We start from the raw sequence: 26,138 nt of genomic DNA, 5'->3' as shown, positions 1-26,138 counted from the left end.
ACGTTCACTGGATTGGATGTGCAGTGCGTAGCATTCGGGGGCAGAGTTTCGGGAGCCGGGACCGGCGCGGGAGGCTCAACCCGTGGCTGCGGATAAGTAACCGTCGATGTTGAGGGTCGCTCCGTCACGGTCTGAGTAGCGGTCGCGGTGACTTGTTGGCCGCCACCATTATCGATCATGAACGGGCGATAGGCATTGATGATCGCGATTACGAAGATTATCGCCGACGCAACGATCGCCGCCCACCGCCAAGCACCTGACCAAGCCGCTTGCGAAGGATGCCTGTAGTCGTGACTTGCTGCCGTGCCGACTTGTACGGCCACAATTGCTGCTGTCACGGTTAGTACCGCCGAGCAAATGACGACTAGCCAGAGACCCCATCCCACTTGCGCGACACCGGGTACTCCGAATACCAATTTCGAGAAGGATGTGACCGTTGCCGTGTTAACCAAAGCGATGGCTAGACATCCAACGCCGGCCACGAGCACCGCCCATGCGATCGGCACCGCCCAACGAAGGCTGAAGCTTGTTCTACCCCAATTGATTTGGACAAATAGGGCGACGGCCGCGACCGCGCCAAGGATGAGGGTAACAAGTCCCCAATCCCCACGAAAATCCATACCACCGAGGCTGACTGGCCCGAGAGATGCCCACGTGCCGATGCTGCCGACAACTATCCCCACGCCCGCAACGATCGCCGCGATCAAGTTCGGGAGATAGAAAGGTGCGGCGCTAAGCGGCGGCGGCAGAGGGTAGTCCAGTGGCGGGTCAGCATCCTGCGGAGGCCACGGCATCGCGCCTGACTGCCGGATAAAGTCCGTGTTCTCTTGATCGTTCCCCATTGCTGCCATACCGACCCCCGCCCCGGCTCCCTCTGACTGACGTGTGACCCGATTCGTCGATGGGAGCGTAGACGCTTCCGCGGTTACTTATATCGCGAATTGTGAAAATCCGGTCAATCAGGTCTCGGGTGGTTTTCTCCAAGCGGGCTTTGTCCAAATAGCCGTACCGCCGTTCTGGATGCGCTTAAGCTACTGCCCGTCTTTGGTTAATTCAGATGGCACGCAACAGGAGGGGCCCAAAACGGATGAGCCTTAGCACCAGTCAGCGATCGAGCCTCAGTTGGTGGGACTACATCACGGTCGCATTGACCGTCGCGGCTGGCGCTACCGCTGTCGTTTGCGGATCGTTCGTCAGAAGGCCGTCGGGGGGCATCTACGGTTGGTGGCTGACGGGCCAGATTGTTGCCACAGTCATTGCTGCAGGTCTGCCGGCATATGCGGCTATCCGTGCGAAGCGACGGGAATCGCGCGCAGCGCAACGTGAAATCGATGTGCGTACACAGACCCGCGTCGAAATGAACCAGGCCCTCGATCCGATCGTCAGATGCTTGGCTGGCGGCGCGCGCACGCCGGGACTGGGTGGCCGCGTGCTTTGGGTGATCGTGAAGACGGCTGCTGAGATCATCGGTCCTGACCATGAAACCCGTTCGTGCTATTTCGAGTTAAAGCCTGGACCGCCAAAGAAACTCGTGCCGACGATGTATCACGCTGGACGTGTGGGCACTACGCGTTCAACCTTCGGCGAAGAATCAGAAGATGGCCGCGATGCGATCGCGATGGTAGAAGCCAATGGACACCGCTTCTGCCACGACACCAGCAAGGACCCCCCGCCAGGATGGAACGAAAAAGAGCGTGACTACAGAACGTTCATTTCGGTTGCGGTAGTTGCTGGGTCCACTGCATACGGGATGCTCACCGTCGATGCTCCCAACCCGGGGGATCTGGAGGAGCGTGATGTTGACCTGCTCACCGTAATGGCTGGTCTCCTCGGGATTGCTAGGACAATCCAAGAATTGCGTCCCGGTGTCGGTGCGACGGAGTAACCTTCGGCGGACCTACAATAGTGTTGCAACTTGCGGGCAAAAGGGAGGTAGATATGGCGGTGCGTATCGAACCGGTCCCCGACGATCGGGTTAAAAAGATTCTGGACGACCCCGCCGGCTACTACGCGGAAGCCCGGCAGCGCACCCGCGCAGCGGTTGAGCGCGAGGTGGCTCGCGAACGCGCGGAGCACCGCTAATCAATCGGGCTGCCCTGGAGAGAGGCAGGACGGCCCGATCAAGTATTCAGACGCGGACAGCAACGACCTGGTTCCACTCGATTCGCAAGAGATCGCCGCACGTCCGTTGTGTTCGCGGCGCGCGATGGACGCAGTGCGCCAACGCGCGCTAGTTGTGCGCCGCTTCCCGCTCGGTCAGGTCTATGACCTTCGCGGCAGAAGCGCTTGTCTTGACGGCCTCGATGCCCTTCTCGGCACTCGCTTTGGTTTTGTAGCCTTGGCCGCTGGCGATGATCTCGCCGTTGGCCGCTTTAAGGTGGTAGCGGTACTTGCCGGATTTGTCCTTGCTGATTTCGAACTTGGCTGCCATGGCAGTTCTCCTTGTTCGTTTTAACTCGAACAACGAAAACGCTACGCCCCTAAAGCCTGTGACGGTTGCCGCTTCGCAGCATTGCCACCGTCAGGTCATATCTAGGTCACGCAGGCAAATATCACATACAGAAACACACTCTGAGCTGCTAAAACTCTGGTGCGCGATACTGGGATTGAACCAGTGACCTCTTCCGTGTCAGGGAAGCGCTCTCCCGCTGAGCTAATCGCGCCGGGAAATCAACTGGAGGTGGAGACGGGAATCGAACCCGTGTGCACGGCTTTGCAGGCCGTTGCCTCACCACTCGGCCACTCCACCGTTGGGGTCCACGCCACTTGCACCTTCGAGCGGATGACGGGATTCGAACCCGCGACCCTCACCTTGGCAAGGTGATGCGCTACCAACTGCGCTACATCCGCGCGCCTCGGACGAGATCGTCGCCCGGTGCGAAGCACGACGATAGTCCACGTGAGCGGGCACATACAAATTTCTTGGTACAAGCCGTGTCCAGGCTATCGCGCCGACCTGCCACACGATGCGGCCGGTATTGTCGGGGGCTGGCGCGTGCTAGTCTTCGACGTCGTTCGCCGTCTCGGCGCCGGTCCCGTGGCTCAGTGGGAGAGCGTCCGCTTCACACGCGGAAGGTCGCTGGTTCGATCCCAGCCGGGACCACAAAGGTTGGCCAGCCCACATAGGCCACTTCACCGTCCTGGCCGGCCCAGGCCGCCCGCGCCAACGGCCGAGAACCGCCCCACTGACCACGCTGCCCTTGCCTAATCGCGTCCCTTCAGCGACCATGAGCTGCGTGAGTAAGGTAACCCTAACTACGGAGCTGCCGATCCCGGTCGAGACCGCCTCCGCTTTGGCGCGCAAGCCCGAGCTGATGCGGCATGTCCTCAGCCCGGTGTTGCGGGCTTACCGCCTCGACGTCCCCGAGCGCATCGAGGTCGGCACCCAGGGATCGGCGCGGCTCTGGTGGTTCGGCGTGATCCCGGGCTGGACCCACCACCTCACCATCAAGCGGCTCGAGCCGACCGAGATCTACACCAACGAGCACGGTGGCCCGGTCCGCACCTGGAACCACCGGTTGACGTTCGAACCCATTGACGACCGCAGCTGCCGCTACACCGACGAGATTGAGACGGACGACGGCGTGCACGGGCTCCTGACCCGCGCCTTCGTCCGGGTCATGTTTCGCCACCGGCACCGACGATGGCGCAAGCTCGCGCAGATCCTGCACTGACGGCGCACGGACGCCCCGCATCAGACGGTGCGGTTCGAGTCGCTCAGCCCCGCCGATACCGTACGAGCTACAGTAGCCGCGTCGCGGCGCGGCGCATTTGCGGCGACGCCGACCTGAAAGGAGCCCCGTGGCGCAGACACCGCAGAGCAGCCCCCGTCCACCCGAAGGCGATTGGCTGGGTACGCCGTACTTGCGCTTCGAACGCCAGGGCCCGATTGCGGTCTGCACCATCGACCGACCAGACGCACGCAACGCGTTGAGCCCGGCGATGTATTTCGGAATCCGTTATGCGGTAGGACGTCTCAACGAAGACCCGGACTTGGCCGGGCTGGTGCTCACCGGAACCGGCGACGTCTTCGCGCCCGGCGGTGACATGGGCGGCGGGGGAGGCGAGGACAACTGGATCACCTTCGGTTCCGCGCTGGGCATGGACGTGACCCCGTTCGACGCGGTCCGCACCTCGGGCAAGCCCATCGTCTCGGCGGTCAACGGGCTATGCCAGGGCGGCGGATTCCAGATCGCGCTGTGCAGCGACCTGTCGGTGGTGAGCGATCGGGCGACCTTCCGGGTGCCCGAGCTATTCCGCGGCTACGCCGACACCTACTACAGCCAGATGCTCGCCCGGGTGATCGGACCGGTGCGCACCCGCGACCTCATGTTCACCGGACGGGTGCTCACCGCGGTCGAAGCCCTCGACTGGGGCCTGGTCACCCGGGTGGTTCCACATGAGGGTCTGCTGGATGCGGCGAAAGACCTACTCGCACAATGCTGTCGGACCGCCCCCCGCGCCCGCGGCGTCATCAAGTCCAGCATCGACAGCTATCTGGGCCTCTATGACCGGATCGGCATGGCGGCCAGCCTGTCCGACGCCGAGGCCATCGAGGGGTTCCGCTCGTTCAAGGAACGTCGCTCACCCGACTGGGTGCACCCCGAATTGCGCGTCGAGGGGCGCCTATAAGTCGATCCACTCGCCGTGGGACGCAACCTTCAGCACGTTGCTGATGCCGGCCTGATCGAACGCCGCGACGAATTCGTCGACGCCCTCGGTGAAATGGGCCCAGCCGTCGACGTGGGCGGGAATCACCGTGTCGGCGTCCAGCAGTTCGGCCGCGGCGGCCGCACGCGCCGCGGTCAGCGTCAGCGGCCGTCCGCGTTCCTTGGTGGGCACGCTCGCGGCGCCGGCGAACAGCACGGCGACGTCGACCCGGCCGACGCGATCGGCGACGTCTTGGACCGCGGCCATCGAGGCGTTGTCCCCACTGAGGTACACCGTCGGCAGCCCGGGCCCGGACAGCACGAAACCCGTCACCTCGCAGTTGACGTGGCCGCCGGCGTCGCGCTGCCCGTCGGCCGGACCGTGCACTGCCGGAACCGCTTGCACGGCAAGCGATCCGCCGTCGAATTCGTAGGACTGCCACGGCGCCAATCCGATTGCCGGCGTTCCGAGACGCCCCGCGGCACCGGGATGGGTGAGCAGCAGCGGCGCGGCCAGCGCCATCCGGCGGCCGTCGTCATCGAAATTGTCGGGATGCTGGTCGTGGCTGACCAGCACCGCGTCCACCGGCCCCAGCGCCGCGGCGCTCACCGCGGGACCGGTGAGCTTGGTCAGGTAGTCGTGCACCCCAGGCGGATCGAACGTCGGGTCCATGACGATCCTGCGGCCCGCGATGTCGATCACCGTGGTCGGTCCGCCCAGCACGCTGATCGCACAGTCGCGGCGTGCCGCACCCACGCGAGTGCTCATATGCCGCGTGCCCGGTCGCGCCAGAACGGCTCCCGCAGCTGAGTTTTCAAGATCTTTCCGCTCGCGTTGCGGGGCAGCTCCGGCACGAAGTCCACGGTGCGCGGACATTTGAAGCCGGCCAGATGCTGTCGGCAGAATTCGATGATGTGCTTCGCGTCCGTTGCGCCGTCGCTTACCACGATCGCTTTGACGGATTCGCCCCAGAAGTCGTCGGGCACCCCGATCACCGCGGCGTCCAAGACGGCGGGATGTTCGATGAGCACGCTTTCCACCTCGGGGCCGTACACGTTCTCGCCGCCGGTGATGATCATGTCCTTGATGCGGTCTTCGATGTAGACGTAGCCGTCGCTGTCCAGGCGCCCGATGTCGCCCGTGCGAACCCAGTGGTCGGCGGTGATGGTTTCGGCCGTCGCCTCCGGCCGGTTGAGGTAACCGGTCATGTTCTGGTTGCTGCGCACCCACACCTCGCCGGATTCTCCGGTCGGCAACGGCTCTCCGGATTCGGGATCGACGACGCGAATCTCGCAGCCCAACACCGCCTTTCCGGCCGCCAGCTGCAGCTCCGGTCTCGCGGCGTCGCGGTGATCGTCGTCGGACAGCGCGGTGACCGCGCCGCACAGTTCCGTCTGCCCGTACACCTGCACGAACTTCGTCTCGGGCCAGGTGGACAACGCTCGATGCAGCAACGGCAGCGGCATCGGCGCGGCGCCGTACACGATGTAACGCAGGCCGGCGATGGCCGCGGTTGCCGCCTCACCGGCGTCCAGGAACCGGGCGATCACCGGCGGGACGAAGAACGCGTGGGTTGCTCCGGCCCGCACCGCGCCGATCAGCGTGGCGGCATCGGGTTCGCGAGTCATGAATGTCGGTGCACCGGAACGGATTCCAAACAGCGCATAGCCGATTCCGCCGACGTGGAACAGCGGCATGGCCACCAGGTTCGCGTCGCCCTCGGCGAACGGAAACGCCGGGGCCAGGTTCGACGCGTGATTGACCAGCGCACGCTGACTGAGCAGCACGCCCTTGGGGCGGCCGGTGGTGCCGGAGCTGTATATCACCAACGCCGTCTCGTTCTCGTCGACGGTCGGGTCGGGGCGCGTCGGTGCCGCCGCGGCGAGCAGCGATTCGTACTCGTCGCCGATCTCGATGATGCGGTTGACGCCCGGTACCCGCCCGGCGGCCGCCTCGGCCGCGCCGCGCAACTCGGCGCCGACCAGCAGCACGCGGGCGCCGCTGTCGGCCAGCACGTGGACGAGTTCGTCGCCGATCACCCGCCAGTTGACGACGGTGGTGACGACGCCGATGGAGGCGCCGGCAATGAGCACTTCGAGGCAGGCGGGGTGGTTCTTGTCCAGGAAGGCCACGCAGTGGCCCCGCTCGAGACCCGCGGCGCGCAGCGCCCCGGCCGTGCGGCGAATCCGCGAACTCCACTCGGCCCAGGACCACTGGCGTTCGCCGAAGCGAATGGCGATCGCGTCGGGACTGTGCTGTGCGTGGCTTTCGACGATGCCGGCGAGCGTCTCCGCCGCGCCGGTCCTCGTGTCGCCTGGTGGCATGAACCCCTCCGCGTTCGATGTGTTTCCGTCTGTAATACGTGGTCGGTCCCGCGGCCGCGACGCCGACCCTCGCCCGCGCGGATGGTCAGCGCCTCAATCCATGGAGCCGATCATCATTCCACCGTCGCCGGCGGCCTGGGTGGTGGCGCTGCTGTCCTGCCGGAAGTCGATGAACGCCGATCGGCCGTTCGAGGTGTTCAACAGCTCGGTGAACGTGCCGATCACCGGAATCGTGCCCTGCGGGTTCACCACCGTCGCGGTGTAGTTGACGGAGGCTTCCTGCTGAAAGTTGGGGCCGGGCAGCGCCTTGACGTCGGGCGGCGCCAGTCGGTTCACATCGGTCAGGATGGCCGAGGCGTTGCCGGTGAATTGGTCGATGTCGGCCTGCAGGAGCCCTGCGGCATCGGTTCCGCCGGCGGGCTTGACGGTGATCCGCAGTTGCGCGCTGGTGTCGGCGTTGTTCAGCGCCACCCAGTTCGGGCCGCGATGCCCCAGCGTCCAGCCGGGCGCGGGGGTGACGGAGACGCCCTGGGCGATGGCGATCGCGTCGTCGGACGTCAGCGTTATCGCGACGGTGCGTTCGGCCCGGTCGGGGGTGAAGTTAAGGGCCGCGATCACCGCGACCGCGCTCGCCGTTCTCAGTCGCCATCGGGACCGACGGGCGAGCGCCCGAGGCTGAGTGATTGACATCGTTGTTCCTAACGCCGTCGTCGCTGCGAAATTCGCCGGTGGAAACATCGTCCTCCAGCGGCCCCGGCAATGTCCAAGGCGGGCATGCCGATCGAGCCAATTTGTAAAGCCAACGGCGCGAACGTGTGTCACCATGACGGGGCCGACCGGCCCGACGACCCAGACAAGGATTCGACATGGTGAACCCCGAGCGCGCCCGTTCCCGCACCTTCGTCGTGACCGGCGCCGCGTCGGGAATCGGGCTGGCCACCGCGCGGCGACTCTTGGCCGAGGGCGGCACCGTGGTCGGGGCCGACCTGGCCGCCCCACCCGACGACCTGGGCCCGCGGTTCACCTTCGTGTCCGCCGACGTGACCGACGAAGCCGCCATCGCCGCGGTGCTGGCCGCGGTGCCGGGCCGCCTCGACGGCCTCTTCCACGCCGCCGGTGTCGCCGGGGGAGGTCCGGTGCACCTGCTGGACCGCGCCGAATGGGACCGCGTGATCGGCATCAACCTCACCGGCACCTTCCTGGTGGCCAAGGCCGCCCTGGCCAGGATGATCGACCAACCCCGGGCCGACGGCGAACGCGGCTCGATCGTGACCGTCGCCAGCGTCGAAGGTCTGGAGGGCACCGCCGGTGGCAGTTCGTACAACGCGGCCAAGGGCGGCGTCGTGCTGCTCACCAAGAACATCGCGCTCGACTACGGGCCCAGCGGCATCCGGGCCAACACCATCTGTCCCGGTTTCATCGAAACGCCCATGGCGCACAGCGTTTTCAGCATCCCCGGGATGGAGGGCCCGCTGGCCTCCATCACCAAGGAGCACGCCCTGCAGCGGCTGGGGCGGCCGGAGGAGATCGCCGCCATGGCCGCCTTCCTGCTTTCTCCCGATGCCTCGTTCGTCAGCGGCCAGGCCCTTGCCGTCGACGGCGGCTACACCGCCGGTCGCGATCACGGTGTCGTCGAACTCTTCGGCTTTCCCGACTGATCCAACTAAGATTCGTCCATGAGCGGTGGACTTACTCCTGACAAGGCGATCGAGGCGATCCGGGGCGCCGGGGGAGCCCAGCCCGGCTGTCGCGCATTGCACGCCAAAGGGACCCTGTATCGCGGCACGTTCACCGCCACCCCCGACGCGCTGATGCTCTCGCGCGCACAACATCTCGATGGTTCGACCGTCCCGGCGCTGATTCGCTTCTCCAATGGGTCGGGCAATCCCGAGCAGCGCGACGGCGCGTCCGGCGTGCGCGGGATGGCGGTGAAGTTCACCCTGCCCGACGGCTCCACCACCGATGTCTCGACCCAGACCGCCCGGCTGTTCGTCTCCAGCACTCCCGACGGCTTCATCGATCTGCTCAAAGCGATGCGGCCCGGCCTCACGACGCCGCTGCGCATGGCCAAACACCTGCTTTACCATCCGAAACTGCTCGGCGCGCTGCCCATCCTGCGCGAGGCGAGCCGGGTCCCGGCCAGCTACGCCACCACCGAATACCACGGGTTGCACGCCTTCCGCTGGATCGCCGCCGACGGAAGCGCCAGATTCGTTCGCTACCACCTGGTTCCGAGTGCATCCGAGGAATACCTGTCCGGGTCCGATGCCCATGACAAGGATCGAGACTTCCTGACCGACGAGCTGAAGGAGCGGCTGGACGGCGGGCCCGTGCGGTTCGACTTCCGGGTGCAGATCGCCGGGCCCACCGACTCGACGGTGGACCCGTCGGCGGCCTGGCAGAGCACGCAGATCGTCACCGTCGGCACGCTGACGATCACCGGGCTGGACACCGAGCGTGAGCACGGCGGCGACATCGTGGTGTTCGACCCGATGCGCGTGACCGATGGCATCGAACCCTCCGACGATCCGGTGCTGCACTTTCGGACTCTGGCGTATTCGGCCTCGGTCAAGCTGCGCACCGGTGTCGAACGCGGTGCAGAAGCTCCGCCGGCCTGACCGGAGTGCGCTCGGGGCGATGGTCGCCTCGCGCCGAAATCGGCGGCGCGTTAAGGTTTTTCTTCGGTGTCGCCATTTCAGATGTTCCTCATATGCCTGGCCGGGCTGGGTGCTGGCGCGATCAACGCCCTGGTCGGGTCCGGCACCCTGATCACCTTCCCCACTCTGGTCGCGCTCGGCTTTCCGCCGGTGACGGCCACGATGTCGAACGCGACGGGTCTAGTCGCCGGCAGCGCGTCGGGCACCTGGGGATATCGCGCCGAGCTGCGTGGCCAGTGGGATCGGCTGCGATGGCAGCTTCCGGCGTCGCTGGCGGGCGCGATAGTGGGCGCCTACCTGTTGCTGCATCTGCCCGAGAAGGTGTTCGCCGAGATTGTGCCGGTGTTGCTGGTACTGGCGCTGGTGCTGGTGGTGATCGGGCCGCGGATCCAGGCGTGGACGGCCCGCCGCGCCGTGGGGGCACCCGCCGCTTGCGGGGGAGAGTCGGAACGCTCGCCCGAGCACGTCAGCGCCCGCCGGATGGCGACACTGGTGTTCGGCACCTTCGCCGTCGGCGTTTACGGCGGCTACTTCACCGCCGCGCAAGGGATCCTGCTGGTCGGCCTGATGGGCGCCCTGCTGCCGGAGTCGGTGCAGCGCCTGAACGCGGCCAAGAACCTGTTGGCCCTGGTGGTGAATGTGGTTGCCGCCGTTGCGTATACGTTGGCGGCATTCGACCGGATCAGCTGGCCGGCCGCCGGCCTGATCGCGGCGGGCTCACTGGTCGGCGGCCTGCTCGGGGCGCGTTATGGACGCCGGCTGTCGGGCAACGCGCTGCGTGCCGTCATCGTGGTCGTGGGCCTGATCGGCCTGTATCGCCTGCTCGCCGTGGCCTGACGAGAGGCCCGGTGCGGCAACGGGATTGACCCGCTGAAGGTGCGCCTCAACTGAGCGTGGCCGTGGCGGCCTCGGCGACGACGTCGCGCACCTCGCCGCGTTTGCGCCACGCCCGCAGCTGACGCATCGCCCCGTTACCGCCGGAGATCACGCGATCGAGTTCCTTGATGACGCGGTCATATTCGCCCAGCGCCTCCAGCGCGGGCCGCACTCGCCGCACCAGCACACGCAATTGCTCACTCGCCGGCACCGCACCGCGGCCGTCAATCAAATCCAAGGTGCGGCCGGACAATCCGTCGTGTGCTGCCTTCCAGTACGCCGCGCGTAGCGCACCGGGCGGGAGTCGCCGGGCGTCATCGGGTGAGTCGAGCGCGGTCATCACCGCCGCCCTGATCAGGGTGGCAAGCAGCACGGTCTCGGCGGCGGTGGCCGGCACGTCGGCCACCCGGACCTCCACCGTCGGGAAATCCGCCGAAGGGCGTACGTCCCAATAGATCATGTCCTTGTCCAAGATCACCCCGGTGTCGACCAACATGCGCACCGCTTCGTCGTACTCGTCGGGCGAGGCGAAGAACGGCGGCGCTCCAGCCGCGGGCCAGCGCCGCCACAACACGCTGCGCCAGCTGGCGTAGCCGCTGTCCGCGTTGCGGTACACCCGCGAATTCGCCGACAGCGCAAGCAAAGACGGCAGCCACGGCCGCAGCCAATTGCTGACGTGAATTGCTGCGGCACGGTCGGGCACCTGCACGTGCACGTGGCATCCGCAGATGCCCTGCTCGTGCGCGACCATTCCGAACTCTTCACCCATCTTGCGGTAGCGCGGGGTGTCGGTGACGGGGAACTCGTGCGGCGTGGTCGGCGGGAGCCCGCACGCCAGCAGTCGGACGCCGGCGTCTGCGGCGGCCTGCGCCGCGGTGCGCCGCAGCCGGGTCAGCTCCGCACCGAGTTCGGCGCTGGTCGACGCCACCTGCGAGGTGGTCTCCACCTGGCAACCGCTCAGTTCGAGCTGAAGCTTGATGCCCCGCCGCTCGGCTTCCGCGGCGACCGCGGCGTTGCGCGCGGCGGGCTCGCCGGTTTGTGGGTCGACGAGGAGGAATTCTTCCTCGGCACCAAAAGTGGGATGCTCGCCCATGAGCCGATTACGGCTCGGGGCGCTACCAGCGGGCGGCCGCCGACAGGGCGGAGTCGACGGTCGGGTAGATCGGCAGCACGCCGCTGAGACCGCAGGCGTCGACGATGCGCGCGACGGTCGGCGCGCAGCTCACCACGCGCAGGTCGATGCCGCGTTTCTGGCAGCTCTTCGCCGCTTCGGCCAGCACCTCGAACGCGCAGCAGCCCATGAAGTCGAGTCCGGTGACGTCGACGACGAAGGGACCGGGCGCGGTGACGCCGCTGGCCGCCTCGGACACCAGGTGGCGCCAGGTGTCCTCGTTGCAGGCATCGATCTCGCCGCCGGCATAGATCACGACCGACGGGCCCCTGCGATCCGCGGTCGCCCGCAGCGTGGAGTTAGGGTCGCCCAGCTCGTAGACGAGTTTTGTGCTCAGCGTCAAATGACTGGTGGGCATCGCTTCAATGACAGAATTCATGGTGGTGGACCCCCTGATCGACAGGCGCAGAGACGCCTCGATGGATGCCCGTCCTAATGTCTGAAGACAGACTGTTGCCTACGTGAATCTCTTTTCTATAACGAGACAGGACGGTCTGTCTACCGGCGGGGGCCTAAGAGTACGTTAAGTCCGGTATGACAACACCCGATGTCGAAACTCCCACCGCGTCGCCTCGCGAACGCGTTCTGACTGCCGCATATGAGCTGTTCAGCCGGCGTGGCATCCGCGCGGTGGGCACCGATGAGGTGATCGCACGGGCCGGTGTCGCCAGGGCGACGCTGTATCGCCATTTCGCGACCAAGAATGCCCTGGTGCTGGCCGTGCTGGAGCGCCGAGAGGAGGTCTGGACCCGCGGTTTGATCGAGGAACAGTCGCGACGGCGCGGCGACACCCCCGAGCAGCAGTTGCTGGCGATCTTCGACGTCATGCACGACTGGTTTCAGCTCCGCGACGGCTACGAGGGCTGCTCGTTCATCAACGTGCTGCTCGAACTCGGACCCGATCACCCGGCCGGTCAGGCCTGCATCGTCCACATCGACCACGTCCGCGACATCGTGCGGCGCCGCGCCGTGGCGGCCGGTTTGACCCACGTCGAGGACTTCGCCTCGTCCTGGCACATCCTGATGAAGGGCGCGATCATTCTGGCCGCCGTCGGAGATTTGGACGCCGCGCTGCGCGCCCGCAAGATGGCTCTCGCTTTGATCGACGAACACCGGCCGCCCTCGGGGGCGGCCGTCTAGTCAGACGGGGTCGGACGCGGTTGTGCCGGCCTTGCGGTGATGTTCGGCCTCCAATTCCGCGATCATCCGGGATGTGCGTTCCCGCAACAGGATCGCGGCAGTCAGCCCCGCCACGACGGCGATCACCAGGCCGATCCAGGAGAATCGTTCCAGCCAGCGTTCGGCCGCGATTCCGGCGTAGTACACCAGCGCGGTCGTGCCGCCCGCCCAGCAGATCGCGCCCGACACGTTGGCCGCCAGGAACCGGGGATAGTGCATCTTCAGCGCCCCCGCCAGCGGGCCGGCCAAAATCCGTAGCAGCGCGATGAACCGGCCGAGGAAGACGGCGCGAACACCCCAGCGGTTGAACAGCTTTTCGGCAAGCGCGACGTGCCCGGGACCGAAATGTTTCGGAAACCGTCGGCCGAGCCGGTCGAAAAGCGGCATGCCGAATCGGCGTCCGATCGCGTAGCCGATCGAATCGCCGATCACCGCGCCGATCACCGCGGCGACGCCGACCCCGAGTGGGTTGACGGCCAGGTCATGGTGCGACGACATCAGCGCGGCGGTGACCAGCACGATCTCGCCCGGCAGGGGGATGCCCAGGCTCTCGATCCCGACCACACCGCCGACCACCAGGTAGACCGTGATCGGCGGAATCGAGTGCAGCAGGGGCTCCAGATTCATGCGTCAAGGATGCCTGACCGGTCGCGGATCCGTGGCTTAAGGTGTGCGCTTGAGTTCGCTCGGGGTGCGCAACCCCTCCAGCCGCGGGCGTTTGGGTTCGAGCCCGTCGTACGACGACATGCCGCGCAGGCGCCGCCAGATCCACGGGACGAAGCTTTCCCGCGTCCAGCGCAACTGCTCGTACGTGCCGGCCGCGAAGGAACGCTGAGTGGGATTGAGGCCGCCGAGTGCCCAATCATGGTTGGTGTCAGGCAAATCCAGCGCCTCGGCGGCCGCGGCGGCAAAAAGTATGTGCCCCTTGGTCGATGCGTGCACCCGGTCGATGGCCCAGGTGTCCAGCTCGCGCATCGAGGGCGCGTTGTACAGGTCGACGAGCCGGAAGCCGTAGCGCTGGGCGGCGGCGGTGATGGCCCCGTTGATGCGGGTCAGCCGCCCCGCCACCAGCCGTCCGAGCGGGAGGAACTGGGCGACGTTCGGAAAGGTCGTCGTCACCACCGTCGCGCCCGATTCGGCCAGTGCGGCGTAGATTTGCTCCAGGTCGGCCAGCGCGGGAGCGAAGGAGCGTCCGGGCTGGATGACGTCGTTCATCCCTGCGCAGACGGTGATCAGATCGGGCTGCATCGCCAGAGCCTGCGGAACCTGCTCGGTGAGCACGTGGCTGATCCGCTTTCCGCGGATCGCGAGGTTGGCGTATTGCAGGCCGGGATAGAGCGAATCGATCATCATCGCGAGCCGGTCGGCGAAGCCCAGCAGGCCGACGGTGTCGTCGCCGTCCCACAGGCCTTCGGTCTGGCTGTCACCGATGGCGACGAAACGGTGGTATCCAGCGTGAGTAGCCCCGCTCACGATGCCGAGAATAACCGAAGCCGCGCCCATTACTGGTTACCGTGGACCCATGCCGCACAAGCGTGAGCCGGACGACGAGGGCGCCGCCGCGGCGCCCGGCGCCGATTCGCTTGCGCCGCAGTATCCGATCGAGTCGGTCGACAACGCGCTCAAGCTGTTGCTGCTGCTGGGTGAGCGGCCACAGATCCGGTTGAGCGAGGCGACCCGCTTTCTGGGTGTGGCGTCGTCGACCGCGCATCGGCTGCTGGCGATGCTGGCCTATCGCGGGTTCGTCCGGCAGGACCCGGTGTCCAAGGCGTACCTACCCGGCCCCTCGCTGACCGGGGTGGCGTTCGCGATCTTCGGCCGCATCGACATCGCGCGGGCCGCCGCGCCCGTCATGCGCGGCCTCAGCGAGCAACTGCGCGAAACGGTGCACGTCGGCATGCTGGACGGGGCCAGCGTCCGCTTCGTCGCCGCCGTCGAGGGGCCGGCCGCCGTGCGGGTGGCGTCGCGGCTGGGCCGCGCCATGCCTGCCCATTGCACCTCGACGGGCAAGGTCATGCTGGCCCAGTTGCCGCAATTGGAACTGCGTGCGCTGCTGCCGCGCGAGCAGCTCAAGCGCATCACCTCGCATTCGATCGGCACTCGCACCGAGTTGGAAGCCGAGCTCGCCGGCATCCGCGAGCGCGGCTACGCCACCAACGCCGAAGAGAGTGAGGAAGGCGTCGCCTCGGTCGCCGTGCCGATCCCGACGCGCGCGCCCGGGCTGCGGCTCGCGCTCAACGCCGCCGCGCCGCAAAGCCGGCTGGAACCATCCCGGTATCCCGCGGTGGCCGCCGCACTTGTCGCGGCCGCCAAGGAGATTGGCGATCAGCTCGGCTAGCCGCCACCAAGCCGTGCCACCTCGTGGCGCCAGGCCGCCTCGGCGGTGAACGCAGATCCCAAGTCCGGCAGGTCATCCCAGTCGGTGTCGTCGATGTCACGCAGCGTGCCACCGGCCGCGGCCACCCGCAACGACATTCGCGCCAGCGCGTCGAGGCTGATCGCCTGCAGCACCGCCTGCGGCACGGTGGTGGCGGCGCTGGTGATGCCGTGGCCGCGGCAGATCACCACCGGCCGCCCGCGCATCGCCGCCACCATTTGCTTGCCCAGGCGCGAATTCCGGATCAGCACAGCACGTTCGTAGACGGGCACACCGCCGCGCGCCAGCCAGGCGCCGGGAATGTCGTGGGCGCCGTAGATCGGCCGGATCGTGATGCCGGCCAGGTCGGCGGCGACCACGTCCGGGGGATGCAGGTGCGCGACGGCGACATGGCCGGGATCGGCCCGCATCGTCTCGACATGGATCGGCAGCTCGTTGGGCACCCGATACCCGTCGAGTTCCCCTGGGGCACCGGCGGATCCGTCGAAGGCGATCAGCCGGATGTCGCTGGGCCGGGTGAACGCCACCCCGGTGTCGTCGTCGCTTCGGCAGCGGACCAGCAGGCGCTCGTCGTCGACGCGCAGGCTCAGGTGGCCGAGGATGCCGTCGACCAGGCCGCGGGCCGCCGCGACGCGGCATCCCTGCGCCACCAGAGCGCGCTGCTGATCCAGGTTCGTCATCGCGGTGCGCCCAACCCGAATCCGCCGTCGGGCCGGACGGTTTCGCCGGTGATCCCGTGCGACCGCTGGGAGGCCAGGAACACATAACTCCAGGCGTGGTCCGCACCCGTGAGCGCGACGTGCAGGGGAGTGCGCGCGGCAACGTCGCGCGCCCGGTCCGGGCTGTCGTCCAGTCGGGTCCCGTCGAGCCCCAGGCTGGACAGGCCGCGCAGGTCGGTGTTGAGCGTGCCGCCGGGCGCCACGGCGTTGACCCGGATGTCCGGCGCCAGTTCGTGCGCCAGCGCCGACACCAGCCCGCGCACCGCGAATTTCGACGACACGTAGAGCACGCCACCGCGTCCGGGATAGAACGACGACGCGGACCCGGTCAGCACGATCGAGGAACCGTTCGCGCTTCGCAACGCCGGCAGCGCGGCCTTCACCGACTGCAGGTGGCTGAGCACGTTGGTGCGAAACATCTCGTCGAACGCGCGCGGCAGCGCGTCGGCGTCGATGTCGCCCACACCCCGGTAGAAGTCGAAGACCCCGACGCAGTTGACCAGGGTGTCCAATCCGCCGAAGGCATCCACCGCCGCGGCGACGGCGCGGTCGTTGGCCTCGCGGGTGGTGGCGTCGCCCTCGACCACCGGCACGTCAGGAAGCTGTTGTCGCAGCGCATCGCATTTGGATGGAACACGTTCCAGCACAGCAACATTCGCACCCTCTGCGCCGAAGGCCGCCACCACGGCCCGGCCGATCCCGGAACCGGCGCCGACCACCAGCGCGCGCTTACCCTCCAGCCAGCCGGTCATGGTTGAGGCTCGTTCTCGTCGGGCAGCAGAGGCGCGTGGGAGTTGCCGACCATGGCGGCCAGCGTACGGGGGTTCTGCCAGGTCAACGCCTCGACCTCGAGCGCGTCCAGGGTGATCCACTGCCCGGATCTGGGCGCGCTGATCAGGAGGCGCGATCCGTTGCGGGTGTCGACCCGGCGCACCACAACCTCGGTGAATTCGTTTGCGACGCTGATCGGTTCGCCGACCGCGCCGTCGAGCAGCAGCCGCAGTTCGTCGTTCACAGGAACACCGCCAGGTTCTGCATCCGTAGCACCGATTCGTCGGCAATGATGGTGCGGCGGGCCAGCTTCCAGCGATCGTCGCACCAGCGCAACACGTCCTCGCGTCCGCACGACATCAGGGCGCTGTCGTTGACGTCGCCGCGGCTGCGGAACAGCAGCTCGGCCGATTCGACCCGCAGGTGGGCCGGGTCCTCGGGGTCGTCCCCGGGAAACGTGCGCACATTGGTGATGAAATGGCGCAGCCGCGACGGCGGGTCTTCGGCCCACGCGTGCTCGGTGCCCATTCGCGCGACCCGCTGGGACAGCGAGTATTTGTCTTCGTCGAAATGGTCCATGCCCGGCGAGGTGTCGAATCCGGCGCCGCGCGCGGTCGTGACGCGCACCGGCATGGCGTAGCGGACGTCGTCGGTCAGCGTGTCCAGCCACGCCTCGTACTGCTGGGCGTCCAGCAGGTACGCCTCGTCCACCAGGAACTGATGTGCCTCGAGGTGTCGGGTGTCGCTGAACGGCAAAGGCTTGCTCATACGGGCACCCGCTGCAGGTAGTCGGCCCACATGGTCAGCAGCGCTCGCTGGTTGTGCTCGTTGTAGCCGACCTGGGCGCGCCCCGGCCCGTGGAAAGCGCTGGGCGGCAACGCATCGATGACGGGACGGTCGTCGGAAAGCAGGCCCATCCGGTTGTTCAGCAGCAGCCGCCGCGCCATCGAACCGCCCGCGGTGGTGGTCAGCGACACCCAGTTCTCCACGTCGTCTTGTTCGAACATGCCGGTCGACCCGAAGCACATCAGATACGCCTTGTACGAATCTTGTTTGTACTGCGCGGGAGCGGCGGAGTCCACCGCGAACCACGAGCACACCTCGGTTTCGTTCTCGCTGATCGGCTGCCACAGCCGAATGGAGATGAACGGCAGCACTTCGTCGTCGTGACCGTCGCGCACCTTGGGCCAGTTGTGCACGAAACTCAGGTTCGGAAAACACGTCGCGGCCGAGATCATGAATCCGTCCTCGCCGACCACCCGCTGCTGTTGCGGCGTCCAGGAGTCTTTGATCCGGCCGATCATCTCGTCGGGGTAGCCGACGTAGCGCATCCGCTCCTCGAAGTCGCCCGGCGGAAGTTTGTAGGTGGTTCCACCGCCGCGGTGCGCCCAATAGGTGGCGCCATCCTTGCGCTTCTGGGCCTTCGGCTCGCGGAACAGCCCGATGTCGACGATCGACGCATGGGTGTGCGGCGTGTGATACATGTCCCCGGCGAAATTCTCCGCGCCGATCTTCCAGTTCGCCTTGATCCGCCAGCGCTGCGGCCCCCGCACCTCGACACCGCCGACGCTCTGCTTGGTGTAGTAGTCCAGGTAGAACGTGAAGTCACCGAGGAAGTCTTCCAGCGGTTCGGCATCTCGATCCAAACTGATGAACAGCAGGCCGTTGTAGCTCGCGAAATTCGGTGCCGGCAAAAGGGTTTGGTCCTTGGCGAACCCGTCGTCGCCGCCGTAGGCCTCGCGGTGAAACGGCAACCCGGTGAGCCGGCCGTCGTTGCGGTAGGTCCAGCCGTGGTAGGGGCAGCGGAAATTCGAGGCGTTTCCCATCTCCGCGCGACACACCTGCATGCCGCGATGCAGGCACATATTGAACAGGGCCCGCACGGCGCCCTGCGAGTCGCGGGTGATGATGAACGAGTCGTCGAGCACGCGACGCACCACATAGTCGCCGTCCTGCGGAATCTCGGACTCGTGCCCCACGAAGGTCCAGGCCCGGCTGAACAGGCGCTGCTTCTCCAATGCGAACAGCTCTCGGTCGTTGTAGATGTGCGCGGGGATCATCCCCCGTCGCACATTCTCGAAGACCTCGACCAATTCGCCGCGATGGTCTGCCATGGCCTATGCGATCTCTCTGTTCTACAGAAAAACTCTCCGCTCAGTAGAATCCCGCACTCTGGGGCGCCGGTCAATCACCTGGCAGGCGCGTCCGCAGGTACCTCAAAGGATGCTTGGTGCTGATTCACAGGTTCCACGCAATCGAATGGCGCAGGCCCGCGGTTACGGTGGGTCGGGGCGGCCGCCCTGGTACCGTGAGAGCGGAGTAAACGAGGGGTAAACATCCGGTTTTACGGTAATTAATCGTAGTTTTCCGCTGATTTGAGGAAGGGACTGGTGCCATGGTGGGTCGGCCACGAGGGGGTCGATTGCAGCAGGTCGGATCGAAGGTTCTGGCCGTCATCGGGCGCCAGGAATGGCTTGATCGGCCGAGCTATCGGTTCGAACACCTGCTCAGCTTCGCCTACAACGGGCTCGGCGGCGCGCGGAACACCGTCGCGAACGCGCTCAACGGTGTCTGGCTGGGTCACCCGGTGCACCCGCCCCTGGCGTCCCTGACCAGCGGCGCGCTCGGGACGACGGTGGCGCTCGACGCGCTCAGCCTGCTGCCCGGTCAGCCCGCATCCGAGGTCGTCGACGCCTCACGATTCGCTTCCCGCTCCCTCGGGGTGGGCATCGTGGCGAGCCTCGGCTCGGCGGTCACCGGTGTCACCGACTGGCAGCACACCCACGAGGAGGACCGCCGGATCGGCGCGGTGCACGGCCTGGTGAACGTGGCCGCCACCGGGCTGTACATGCAGTCCTGGTGGGACCGGCGCAAGGGTCGCCACGGGCGGGGCATCCTGCTGACCGCTCTCGGCTACGGGATCACGGTCGCCGGCAGCTACCTCGGTGGTGCGCTGGTCTTCGAGTCGGGGATCGGCATCGACCAATCGGGCCCGCGCCTGCGCACCTCCAGCTGGACGCCGGTGCTGCCCGCGAGTTCGTTGAACGGCAAGCCGGTACGCGTGGAGGTCGACGGAGTGGGCCTGGTGGTCTGCCAGACCAAGCCCGGTGAGGTCGCGGCGTATGGGGAATTCTGCCCGCACCTGGCCGCGCCGATGGCCGACGGCTGGCTGGACCGGGGCCGGCTGGTGTGCCCATGGCACGGTTCCTGGTTCGCCGCCGACTCCGGCGAAGTCGTGCGCGGCCCGGCAGCGGCGCCGCTGCCGTGCTACGAGGCCCGGTTGGTCGACGGAGTGGTCGAAGTCCGTGGCGAGCGGCAGCACGCTCCCGGCGGCGCGGCAGGAATCGCAAAAGGAGGAGCCAAGTGAACGCCTACGACGTGCTCAAGGAACACCACATCGTGATCAAGGGCCTGGGCCGCAAGATCAGTGATGCACCGGTGAATTCCGAAGAGCGGCACGAGCTTTTCGACGAGCTGCTGATCGAGCTCGACATCCACTTCCGCATCGAGGACGACCTGTACTACCCGGCGCTCAAAGATGCCAGCAAGCTGATCGCGATCGCCCATGCCGAGCATCGCCAGGTGGTCGACCAGCTTTCGGTGCTGTTGCGGACCCCACAGAGCTCGCCCGGCTATGAGGACGAGTGGAACTCCTTCAAGACGGTGCTGGAAGCCCATGCCGACGAAGAGGAACGCGACATGATTCCGGCCCCGCCGGAGGTGAAGATCACCGACGAGGAGCTCGAAGCGCTGGGCAACAAGATGGCCGCGAGGATGGAGCAATACCGCGGCTCGGCAACCTACAAGATGCGCACCAAGGGGCGCGCGGCGCTGGTGCGCTCGCTCTAGCCCCACGACACCGCCCGCTTACGGGATTCGGTGGGCCACCGGGAGTAGCCTCACGGCACATGAACCCCGAGCGTGTCGCCACTCAGGGTGACATCACGGCGGAGATCGCCCGCATCGCAGCGCAATACCGGGCCGGGGGAGTCGCGCAACGCGAGCGGCCGCGGCTCGACTATCCGCCGTACCGCAGCTCGATCCTGCGCCATCCACAGCGGCCGCTGGTCGTCGTCGACCCCGAGGGCGTCGAACGCTGGGCGCCGTGCTTCGGCCACCGGGACGTCGACCCACTCGATGCCGACCTGACGGCCGGTCATCCGGGCGAGCCGATCGGGGAGCGCGTCGTCGTGGCAGGGCGGGTGGTCGACGAATACGGCCGCCCGGTCGCGGGCCAGCTGGTGGAGATCTGGCAAGCCAACGCCGCCGGGCGCTACCGTCACCAGCGCGACCAGCATCGCGCGCCGCTCGACCCGAACTTCACCGGGGCGGGCCGCTGCCTGACCGGGCCGGACGGCGGCTACCGCTTCCTGACCATCAAGCCCGGTCCCTACCCGTGGCGCAACCACCACAATGCGTGGCGGCCGGCGCACATCCACTTCTCCGTCTTCGGAACCGCTTTCCCGCAGCGACTGGTCACCCAGATGTACTTTCCGGGTGATCCGATGTTCGAGCTGGACCCGATCGTTCAGTCGATCCTCGATCCCGCCGCGCGCAGCCGGCTGATCGCTCGCTACGACCACGACCTGACCGAGCCGGACTACGCGACCGGGTACCGGTGGGACATCGTGCTGGCCGGCGGCGCGCGAACTCCGACCGAGTGTGAACATGACTGAATCGGCTTGCACGCCGGGGCAAACCGTCGGGCCTTTCTTCGACCTGGGGCTGCCGTTTGCCGGTGACAGCGTGATTGTCGACCCGCGGCATCCGCAGGCAATCCGGCTGCACGGCACGGTGTTCGACGGCGCCGGGGTCGGGGTCGAGGACGCGCTGGTGGAACTCTGGCAACCCGACAGCGCGGGTGACGTTGTGCGCCAAGCCGGTTCGCTGCGCCGCGACCCCACGGTGTTCACCGGTTGGGGGCGCTGCGCGACCGACGCCGCCGGACGCTACTCGTTCACCACCCTGGCGCCCGGATCGGCGGCCGCGGGGCGGCCACCGTTCTTCGCGTTGACGGTGTTCGCCCGGGGACTGCTGGACCGGCTGTTCACCCGGGCGTACCTGCCCGGCGCCGAGCCGCACTCCGATCCGCTGCTGGCGGCGGTCGCCCCCGAGCGCCGAGCCGCCTTGCTGTGCTCCGCCGAAAATGCCGGCGCCGCTTACCGTTTCGACATCCGCCTGCAGGGCCCGGCCGAAACCGTGTTCCTGGCGTACTCAGAAGGCCCGCGATGAGCAACATGTTGTGGCCCGGAGACCATCGGGCCGGCGAGCACATGACCGACGAGGCGCTGCTGGGATCGATGATCGCGGTGGAGTGCGCGTGGCTGGACGCGCTGGCGGCCGCCGGTCTGGCGCCCGCCGACTGCGCCGAAGCGGGGCTGTGGAATCTGGTCACGCACAACGACTGCGAGTTGATCGCGGTCGCCGCCGAGGGCGGCGGTAACCCGGTGATTCCCCTGGTGCAGCTGCTGCGGCAGCGGGCCGAGTCGCGCGTCGCGCCCTGGATCCACCGGGGGCTCACCAGCCAGGACGTCCTGGACACGAGCCTGATGCTGGCGGTGCGCGCGGTCGCCGACGACCTGACAACCGAGCTGAGGCAACAGATCTCCACCCTGTCCGCACTCGCGAGCGAACACCGGGCCACGCCGATGGTGGCCCGCACCCTCACCCAGCACGCCGCGCCCAGCACCTTCGGCGTCAAGGCCGCAGGCTGGCTCAACGGTGTCGTCGACGCGTTCGAGCGGGTGGCGGCGCTGAGCCTACCGATCCAAATCGGCGGGGCCGCCGGCACCTTGGCCGCTACCGCGGAGCTGGCGACGTTGCTCACCGGCACGACCGACGCGGCCGGCGTCGCAGTGCGGCTCGTGCACACCGCCGCAACCGCATTGGGCCTGCATGACCGGCCCGCGTGGCATACCGCCCGCGCGCCCGTCACCGCGGCCGCCGACGCCTTCGTCGGCTGCACCGACGCATGGGGCCGCATCGCCTCCGACATCGTCACCCTGGCCCGCCCGGAGATCGCCGAACTCGACGAGCCGGCCGCCGCCGGCCGCGGCGGCTCATCGTCGATGCCGCACAAACGAAACCCGGTGTTGTCCATCTTGATCCGGCGGGCCGCCATCGCGGCGCCGCCATTGGCCGCGACGCTGCACACAGCGGCGGCGCTGGCCAACGACGAGCGGCCCGACGGGGCCTGGCACGCCGAATGGGACCCGCTGCGCACGCTGGCCCGCCGCACCGTCGTCGCGGGATCGGAAAGTGGCGAGCTGCTGGCCGGGTTGAGAGTGCACGCGCAGCGGATGGCCGAAAACCTGTCCGCCGCAGAGGTTTCCGGAGAGCAGCGCGCGATCGCCGAGCTGGTCGGCAAACAGCCGTCATCCGCCTACCTCGGTGCAGCCGACAAGCTGATCGACGCGAGCCTGAGCCGCGGGGCGCGGGCGCTCGCTCAGCGCTGATAAATGCTCGCCAGCCAGATGTGCAGCAGCGTGTCGATCGCCCGGTCTTCCGGCATCGCGTGATCGTCGGCGGTGAACGTCGCGGTCATCATCCGCTCGCTCAGCATGTTCAGCGCCACCGATAACTCCGCGGCCGGGATCGTGTCGGGGGCGGCGCCACGACCGCGCTCGGCCTTGATCGCGATGGTGGTGTAGGAGATCCACTTGCTCATCAGCGCGGACCACAGCTGTCGCACCTCCGGGTTGGTCGCTTTGGCCGCCGCACCCGCGACGGCGACCGCCGGGTGCGACCCGGACACCGCGAAGAACGACTCGATGCGCGCCCGCCAGATCGCCTCGGGGTCACCGGCGGACAGGACGTCGAGCGCCCCCAGCGCCGCCTGCGCCGTGCTGTTCATCTGGTCGAGCAGCGACAGCACGACCGCGTTCTTCGACCGGAAATAGAAGTAGAAGGTGGGCCGCGAGATCCCGGCGCCTTTTGCTAGGTCGTCGACCGAAAAGTCGCCTAGCGGCCTTTCCTGCAACAGCCGCTCGGCCGTGGCGAGGATGGCCTTCTCCCGGTCGTCACCGGAGTAGTGCGACGCGCGCCGGCCGCGCGAGGCCTGCAGGTATTTGGTTTGTGTCGGAAGGTCGGACACGCCCGTTACTGTTGGGCACGTCGATATACGTCAACAAAACTGTTGATGAAAACCAGCAAGAATGCCGATGAAGAACGACGCTTTGCTGGACGGCGACTTCGTCAGTCGGCCACCGCGATCTCGATGGACAAGCACTCGCCCAGCGCGTGCGCGGCGGCCCAGTCGCCGCCACAAACGGCGCGCTCGAGTTCGTCGACCAGCGGGCTGTCGGCGGCGCCCAGGTCGGCCAGCCAGGACGCTACCGTCGCCGTGATCTCGTGCGCGGGAACGCGGGCCATGTGCCCTTTGTGGAGCCTGTCGGTCAACTGATAGATCGTGGCCGTCGGTCTGCGCTGCGGCCAATGAACCGTCCATTTCGGTGAATTCATCGTCCCCTCCCCGCTAGCCTCAACGACTCATCCGGCCCCGGCGGCGCGTACAACTTCAAGGCACAATCGTACGTCCGTACCAATGCCATGGCCGGTATTTCCGCTGTGCGAAATGCCGGTTTTTCGAGATCTTTGGTCATCCGATCGCTCACCTGGTGCTATGGAACAAACGGCCCGATCAGCGCCGCGCCGGCGCGGCCGCGGGACATGATGCGTTCCAGGACGTTGTGGGACAGGTCGCCGTCGTTGGCCACCCGGACGAGACCGCGCCGCCGCAGGAACGTGTCGAGCCGTCGATCCGGTGACCAGTCGGCGTAGCGGGAACCGAGGTAGTGCGACTGCAGGAAATCCGACGCCAACGCATCGAGGTCGGACTCCGTCAACGACGGTGGCATTGCACCCATAACCGGCAAGCTCCTTTGTTCTCCCCGCGACTGCCGCAGCCAAGTTTTGCCAGGGGGCATCACTAAACCGTCACACCCAGATTGCGGAACGGGCCCAAAGTCGGCGACGGGGCGAAGGCAAAGGTCAAAGCGCTGTCAGGCGGTGCCGGATGCCGCCGGTTTATGGGCGACGATGGCGACGGCGGCCAGCCGCTTGCGATGCCTGCGGAACGTGCGGCGCATGGTCAGCACCCGCTTGCGGGCGTCGCGGTGCACGAGCACGTTGCCGGCGAAGCGCAGCGCACCGGCGAACCCTTCGTCGGACACGAGCCGGCGCGGCTGCAACAGGGCCATGGGCGCTGTCGCCACGTGATCGACCAGCAGTCCGTGCTCGGCGAGCAGTTTCGACCACTCCGCAACCGTTAATGGACGCGCGTTCACCTTGATCGCCCGGGCGAGCGCCTGCCGGATGTCGGTGCTGATCTCTTCCGGCACGTCGTCCGGCGTGAGGGCCAGTTCGTGGATCGCGTAGCGTCCGCCCGGCCGCAGCACCCGCGCCGCCTCGGCGACGATGGCCCCCTTGGCCGCGTCGCCCTGCATGCTCAGCATCGCCTCTCCGATGACGACGTCGCTGCTGGCGTCGGGCAATCCGGTGGCGGCCGCGTCGGCGACTCGGAAGGCCGCGTTTTGCGCACCGAGATCGGTGAGCACGCCGCGCACCACGTTGGCCGCGTCGGGGTCGCCCTCGGCGCCGACGTACGACCGCGGCCCCTGGGCCACGATCTCGGCGGCGGTGCGGCCCAGGCCCGGGGCCAGCTCGACGACGTCGGCTCCGCTCAGCTTCGCGTGGGACAGCAGGGTGCGGGTCATCTCGACACCGCCGGGGCGCAGCACGCGCTTGCCCAGCCGGGCCAGCAGCCAATGGCCGGCGACCGCGTCGTCGGCGCGGCTGGAGGACGGTAGCGGAAGTTCGGATCCTGCTCGATGTCCCTGCATCAGATCCCCTGCCGCACAGGGGTTTTCGGGTGTTTGTCCGGCTTGCGCCGTTGGCTGACGTCAAGTCCGTTGGCGGGCATGGGTTCTCCGGCCTCCGCTCTAGTTTTCACAAGTGGTGTTGTGTAAACTCTAGCGCATGACCTATGTGATCGGGAAGCCGTGCGTCGATGTGATGGACCGCGCTTGTGTTGATGAATGCCCGGTGGATTGCATCTACGAAGGCGGCCGGGCGCTCTACATTCATCCCGACGAATGCGTCGATTGCGGCGCGTGTGAACCGGTTTGTCCGGTGGAAGCGATTTACTACGAAGATGACCTGCCCGAGGAGTTCAAACCCCACCTGGCCGACAATGAGGCATTCTTCGCTGAAACGCTCCCGGGTCGCGATGCCCCGCTGGGTTCCCCTGGTGGCGCGGGAAAGGTCGGTCCGCTCGGTGTCGACACACCTTTGGTGGCGGGCCAGCCCAGTGCCGCCAATGCAGACGGGGCGTGAAGGACAAGGAGCGGGAGGGCCCCTGTGAAATCCGAGAATTCGCAGAAGTCTCGCGACTCGTCGACCGGGGAATCGGCCGGC

The 26,138-nt window shown here is 67.2% G+C and carries 32 protein-coding genes and 4 tRNA genes; 16 read left to right on the top strand and 20 right to left on the bottom strand.

All coding sequences use genetic code 11. The annotated features are described in order from the left end of the window. Positions 1-1,087: 1,087 nt before the first annotated feature. Together AC5Y7E_RS11645 and AC5Y7E_RS11640 are read left to right on the top strand one after the other, a co-directional pair. The gene (locus AC5Y7E_RS11645) at positions 1,088-1,885 is read left to right on the top strand and encodes a GAF domain-containing protein (RefSeq protein ID WP_499949019.1); all 798 of its coding nucleotides are present in this window, start codon (positions 1,088-1,090) and stop codon (positions 1,883-1,885) included. Positions 1,886-1,938: 53 nt separating this feature from the next. Continuing rightward, positions 1,939-2,082: a hypothetical protein gene (locus AC5Y7E_RS11640; protein ID WP_499949017.1), complete on the top strand. Its 144-nt coding sequence runs from the start codon at positions 1,939-1,941 to the stop codon at positions 2,080-2,082. Positions 2,083-2,230: 148 nt separating this feature from the next. Here AC5Y7E_RS11640 and AC5Y7E_RS11635 read toward each other — a convergent pair whose 3' ends face one another. From AC5Y7E_RS11635 to AC5Y7E_RS11620, 4 genes are all read right to left on the bottom strand, one after another. Continuing rightward, a complete protein-coding gene (locus AC5Y7E_RS11635; protein ID WP_499949016.1) occupies positions 2,231-2,431 on the bottom strand; it encodes a YegP family protein in 201 nt (66 codons plus the stop codon). A gap of 157 nt (positions 2,432-2,588) precedes the next feature. Then, positions 2,589-2,663: transfer RNA gene (locus AC5Y7E_RS11630), tRNA-Val, on the bottom strand. A 12-nt stretch (positions 2,664-2,675) separates the two neighbouring features. Then, positions 2,676-2,749 (bottom strand) — tRNA-Cys (locus AC5Y7E_RS11625). Between the two features lie 28 nt (positions 2,750-2,777). Then, positions 2,778-2,850, bottom strand: a tRNA-Gly gene (locus AC5Y7E_RS11620). A gap of 181 nt (positions 2,851-3,031) precedes the next feature. Between AC5Y7E_RS11620 and AC5Y7E_RS11615 the strand changes: the two genes are divergently transcribed. From AC5Y7E_RS11615 to AC5Y7E_RS11605, 3 genes are all read left to right on the top strand, one after another. Then, positions 3,032-3,103, top strand: a tRNA-Val gene (locus tag AC5Y7E_RS11615). Positions 3,104-3,236: 133 nt separating this feature from the next. After that, entirely contained in the window at positions 3,237-3,674 is a 438-nt protein-coding gene (locus AC5Y7E_RS11610; protein WP_499919529.1) for an Rv1443c family protein, read from the top strand. Positions 3,675-3,801: 127 nt separating this feature from the next. Continuing rightward, entirely contained in the window at positions 3,802-4,632 is an 831-nt protein-coding gene (locus AC5Y7E_RS11605) for an enoyl-CoA hydratase/isomerase family protein (protein WP_499919531.1), read from the top strand. Here AC5Y7E_RS11605 and AC5Y7E_RS11600 read toward each other — a convergent pair. The 3 genes from AC5Y7E_RS11600 to AC5Y7E_RS11590 form a co-directional block, all read right to left on the bottom strand. Beyond that, the gene (locus AC5Y7E_RS11600; RefSeq protein ID WP_499919532.1) at positions 4,627-5,418 is read right to left on the bottom strand and encodes an MBL fold metallo-hydrolase; all 792 of its coding nucleotides are present in this window, start codon (positions 5,416-5,418) and stop codon (positions 4,627-4,629) included. The genes AC5Y7E_RS11605 and AC5Y7E_RS11600 overlap by 6 nt on opposite strands. Beyond that, positions 5,415-6,974: a long-chain-fatty-acid--CoA ligase gene (locus AC5Y7E_RS11595; RefSeq protein ID WP_499949015.1), complete on the bottom strand. Its 1,560-nt coding sequence runs from the start codon at positions 6,972-6,974 to the stop codon at positions 5,415-5,417. Before AC5Y7E_RS11595 ends, AC5Y7E_RS11600 begins: the two co-directional genes overlap by 4 nt. A 93-nt stretch (positions 6,975-7,067) precedes the next feature. Next, on the bottom strand, positions 7,068-7,541 hold the full coding sequence (locus tag AC5Y7E_RS11590) for a hypothetical protein (protein WP_499919828.1): 474 nt from the start codon (positions 7,539-7,541) through the stop codon (positions 7,068-7,070). 299 nt (positions 7,542-7,840) lie between these two features. Between AC5Y7E_RS11590 and AC5Y7E_RS11585 the strand changes: the two genes are divergently transcribed. From AC5Y7E_RS11585 to AC5Y7E_RS11575, 3 genes are all read left to right on the top strand, one after another. Continuing rightward, entirely contained in the window at positions 7,841-8,632 is a 792-nt protein-coding gene (locus AC5Y7E_RS11585; RefSeq protein WP_499919534.1) for an SDR family NAD(P)-dependent oxidoreductase, read from the top strand. 18 nt (positions 8,633-8,650) lie between these two features. Further along, positions 8,651-9,592: a catalase family peroxidase gene (locus tag AC5Y7E_RS11580; protein WP_499919535.1), complete on the top strand. Its 942-nt coding sequence runs from the start codon at positions 8,651-8,653 to the stop codon at positions 9,590-9,592. An 81-nt stretch (positions 9,593-9,673) separates the two neighbouring features. Beyond that, on the top strand, positions 9,674-10,468 hold the full coding sequence (locus AC5Y7E_RS11575; protein WP_499919829.1) for a sulfite exporter TauE/SafE family protein: 795 nt from the start codon (positions 9,674-9,676) through the stop codon (positions 10,466-10,468). 46 nt (positions 10,469-10,514) lie between these two features. On the opposite strand, the gene AC5Y7E_RS11570 is transcribed toward AC5Y7E_RS11575, so the two are convergent. Both AC5Y7E_RS11570 and AC5Y7E_RS11565 read right to left on the bottom strand, forming a co-directional pair. After that, the gene (locus tag AC5Y7E_RS11570) at positions 10,515-11,600 is read right to left on the bottom strand and encodes a glutamate--cysteine ligase 2 (protein ID WP_499919536.1); all 1,086 of its coding nucleotides are present in this window, start codon (positions 11,598-11,600) and stop codon (positions 10,515-10,517) included. Positions 11,601-11,622: 22 nt separating this feature from the next. Continuing rightward, positions 11,623-12,057 (bottom strand): anti-sigma factor antagonist, encoded by a 435-nt coding sequence (locus AC5Y7E_RS11565; protein WP_499919537.1) that lies wholly within the window; start codon positions 12,055-12,057, stop codon positions 11,623-11,625. Positions 12,058-12,212: 155 nt separating this feature from the next. Between AC5Y7E_RS11565 and AC5Y7E_RS11560 the strand changes: the two genes are divergently transcribed. Beyond that, positions 12,213-12,818 (top strand): TetR/AcrR family transcriptional regulator, encoded by a 606-nt coding sequence (locus AC5Y7E_RS11560; RefSeq protein WP_499919538.1) that lies wholly within the window; start codon positions 12,213-12,215, stop codon positions 12,816-12,818. Here the strand turns inward: AC5Y7E_RS11560 and AC5Y7E_RS11555 are convergent, their stop codons facing one another. Further along, positions 12,819-13,484 (bottom strand): DedA family protein, encoded by a 666-nt coding sequence (locus AC5Y7E_RS11555; RefSeq protein WP_499919539.1) that lies wholly within the window; start codon positions 13,482-13,484, stop codon positions 12,819-12,821. Between the two features lie 36 nt (positions 13,485-13,520). Continuing rightward, on the bottom strand, positions 13,521-14,330 hold the full coding sequence (locus AC5Y7E_RS11550) for an SGNH/GDSL hydrolase family protein (protein ID WP_499919830.1): 810 nt from the start codon (positions 14,328-14,330) through the stop codon (positions 13,521-13,523). A gap of 49 nt (positions 14,331-14,379) precedes the next feature. On the opposite strand from AC5Y7E_RS11550, the gene AC5Y7E_RS11545 reads away from it, so the two are divergent. Further along, positions 14,380-15,195, top strand: a complete 816-nt coding sequence (locus AC5Y7E_RS11545) for an IclR family transcriptional regulator (protein ID WP_499919540.1) — start codon at positions 14,380-14,382, stop codon at positions 15,193-15,195. On the opposite strand, the gene phtC is transcribed toward AC5Y7E_RS11545, so the two are convergent. The 5 genes from phtC to AC5Y7E_RS11520 are packed head-to-tail and all read right to left on the bottom strand — an operon-like array spanning position 15,192 to position 18,838. Then, positions 15,192-15,914 carry a 3,4-dihydroxyphthalate decarboxylase gene (gene phtC, locus AC5Y7E_RS11540; RefSeq protein ID WP_499949014.1) on the bottom strand — a complete coding sequence of 241 codons (723 nt, stop codon included), beginning with the start codon at positions 15,912-15,914 and terminating at the stop codon, positions 15,192-15,194. The two genes, AC5Y7E_RS11545 and phtC, sit on opposite strands and share 4 nt — an antisense overlap. Then, positions 15,911-16,705: a 3-(cis-5,6-dihydroxycyclohexa-1,3-dien-1-yl)propanoate dehydrogenase gene (hcaB, locus tag AC5Y7E_RS11535; protein WP_499949013.1), complete on the bottom strand. Its 795-nt coding sequence runs from the start codon at positions 16,703-16,705 to the stop codon at positions 15,911-15,913. The genes phtC and hcaB overlap by 4 nt, the downstream gene beginning before the upstream one ends. Beyond that, entirely contained in the window at positions 16,702-16,968 is a 267-nt protein-coding gene (locus AC5Y7E_RS11530; protein ID WP_499949011.1) for a dihydrodiol dehydrogenase, read from the bottom strand. The genes hcaB and AC5Y7E_RS11530 overlap by 4 nt, the downstream gene beginning before the upstream one ends. Continuing rightward, complete coding sequence (locus tag AC5Y7E_RS11525) at positions 16,965-17,492, bottom strand: 3-phenylpropionate/cinnamic acid dioxygenase subunit beta (RefSeq protein WP_499919544.1); 528 nt, start codon at positions 17,490-17,492, stop codon at positions 16,965-16,967. Before AC5Y7E_RS11525 ends, AC5Y7E_RS11530 begins: the two co-directional genes overlap by 4 nt. After that, positions 17,489-18,838, bottom strand: coding sequence for an aromatic ring-hydroxylating dioxygenase subunit alpha (locus AC5Y7E_RS11520; protein ID WP_499949009.1), 1,350 nt, complete (start codon positions 18,836-18,838; stop codon positions 17,489-17,491). The genes AC5Y7E_RS11525 and AC5Y7E_RS11520 overlap by 4 nt, the downstream gene beginning before the upstream one ends. Before the next feature lie 281 nt (positions 18,839-19,119). On the opposite strand from AC5Y7E_RS11520, the gene AC5Y7E_RS11515 reads away from it, so the two are divergent. From AC5Y7E_RS11515 to AC5Y7E_RS11495, 5 genes are read left to right on the top strand one after another with little or no spacing between them, the layout of a single operon-like run. Then, the gene (locus AC5Y7E_RS11515; RefSeq protein ID WP_499949007.1) at positions 19,120-20,091 is read left to right on the top strand and encodes a Rieske (2Fe-2S) protein; all 972 of its coding nucleotides are present in this window, start codon (positions 19,120-19,122) and stop codon (positions 20,089-20,091) included. Continuing rightward, the gene (locus AC5Y7E_RS11510) at positions 20,088-20,573 is read left to right on the top strand and encodes a hemerythrin domain-containing protein (protein WP_499949006.1); all 486 of its coding nucleotides are present in this window, start codon (positions 20,088-20,090) and stop codon (positions 20,571-20,573) included. Before AC5Y7E_RS11515 ends, AC5Y7E_RS11510 begins: the two co-directional genes overlap by 4 nt. A 59-nt stretch (positions 20,574-20,632) precedes the next feature. Then, on the top strand, positions 20,633-21,400 hold the full coding sequence (gene pcaH / locus AC5Y7E_RS11505; RefSeq protein WP_499949004.1) for a protocatechuate 3,4-dioxygenase subunit beta: 768 nt from the start codon (positions 20,633-20,635) through the stop codon (positions 21,398-21,400). Continuing rightward, complete coding sequence (gene pcaG / locus AC5Y7E_RS11500) at positions 21,393-21,956, top strand: protocatechuate 3,4-dioxygenase subunit alpha (RefSeq protein ID WP_499949002.1); 564 nt, start codon at positions 21,393-21,395, stop codon at positions 21,954-21,956. The genes pcaH and pcaG overlap by 8 nt, the downstream gene beginning before the upstream one ends. Continuing rightward, positions 21,953-23,179, top strand: coding sequence for a lyase family protein (locus AC5Y7E_RS11495; RefSeq protein WP_499949001.1), 1,227 nt, complete (start codon positions 21,953-21,955; stop codon positions 23,177-23,179). The genes pcaG and AC5Y7E_RS11495 overlap by 4 nt, the downstream gene beginning before the upstream one ends. Here the strand turns inward: AC5Y7E_RS11495 and AC5Y7E_RS11490 are convergent. From AC5Y7E_RS11490 to AC5Y7E_RS11475, 4 genes are all read right to left on the bottom strand, one after another. Further along, positions 23,170-23,817 (bottom strand): TetR/AcrR family transcriptional regulator, encoded by a 648-nt coding sequence (locus AC5Y7E_RS11490; protein WP_499919551.1) that lies wholly within the window; start codon positions 23,815-23,817, stop codon positions 23,170-23,172. The genes AC5Y7E_RS11495 and AC5Y7E_RS11490 overlap by 10 nt on opposite strands. A 101-nt stretch (positions 23,818-23,918) precedes the next feature. Continuing rightward, on the bottom strand, positions 23,919-24,185 hold the full coding sequence (locus AC5Y7E_RS11485; protein WP_499948999.1) for an Rv2628 protein family: 267 nt from the start codon (positions 24,183-24,185) through the stop codon (positions 23,919-23,921). Positions 24,186-24,343: 158 nt separating this feature from the next. Next, entirely contained in the window at positions 24,344-24,568 is a 225-nt protein-coding gene (locus tag AC5Y7E_RS11480) for a hypothetical protein (RefSeq protein ID WP_499919831.1), read from the bottom strand. A gap of 156 nt (positions 24,569-24,724) precedes the next feature. Beyond that, positions 24,725-25,564, bottom strand: a complete 840-nt coding sequence (locus tag AC5Y7E_RS11475) for a class I SAM-dependent methyltransferase (RefSeq protein ID WP_499948997.1) — start codon at positions 25,562-25,564, stop codon at positions 24,725-24,727. Between the two features lie 136 nt (positions 25,565-25,700). Here AC5Y7E_RS11475 and fdxA point away from each other — a divergent pair, with 136 nt between their 5' ends. Further along, a complete protein-coding gene (fdxA, locus tag AC5Y7E_RS11470; RefSeq protein ID WP_499948996.1) occupies positions 25,701-26,057 on the top strand; it encodes a ferredoxin in 357 nt (118 codons plus the stop codon). Positions 26,058-26,138: the final 81 nt, after the last annotated feature.

It is taken from the genome of Mycobacterium sp. NGS17 (assembly GCF_059813205.1).
This window is presented reverse-complemented; position numbering and strand designations above follow the sequence as displayed.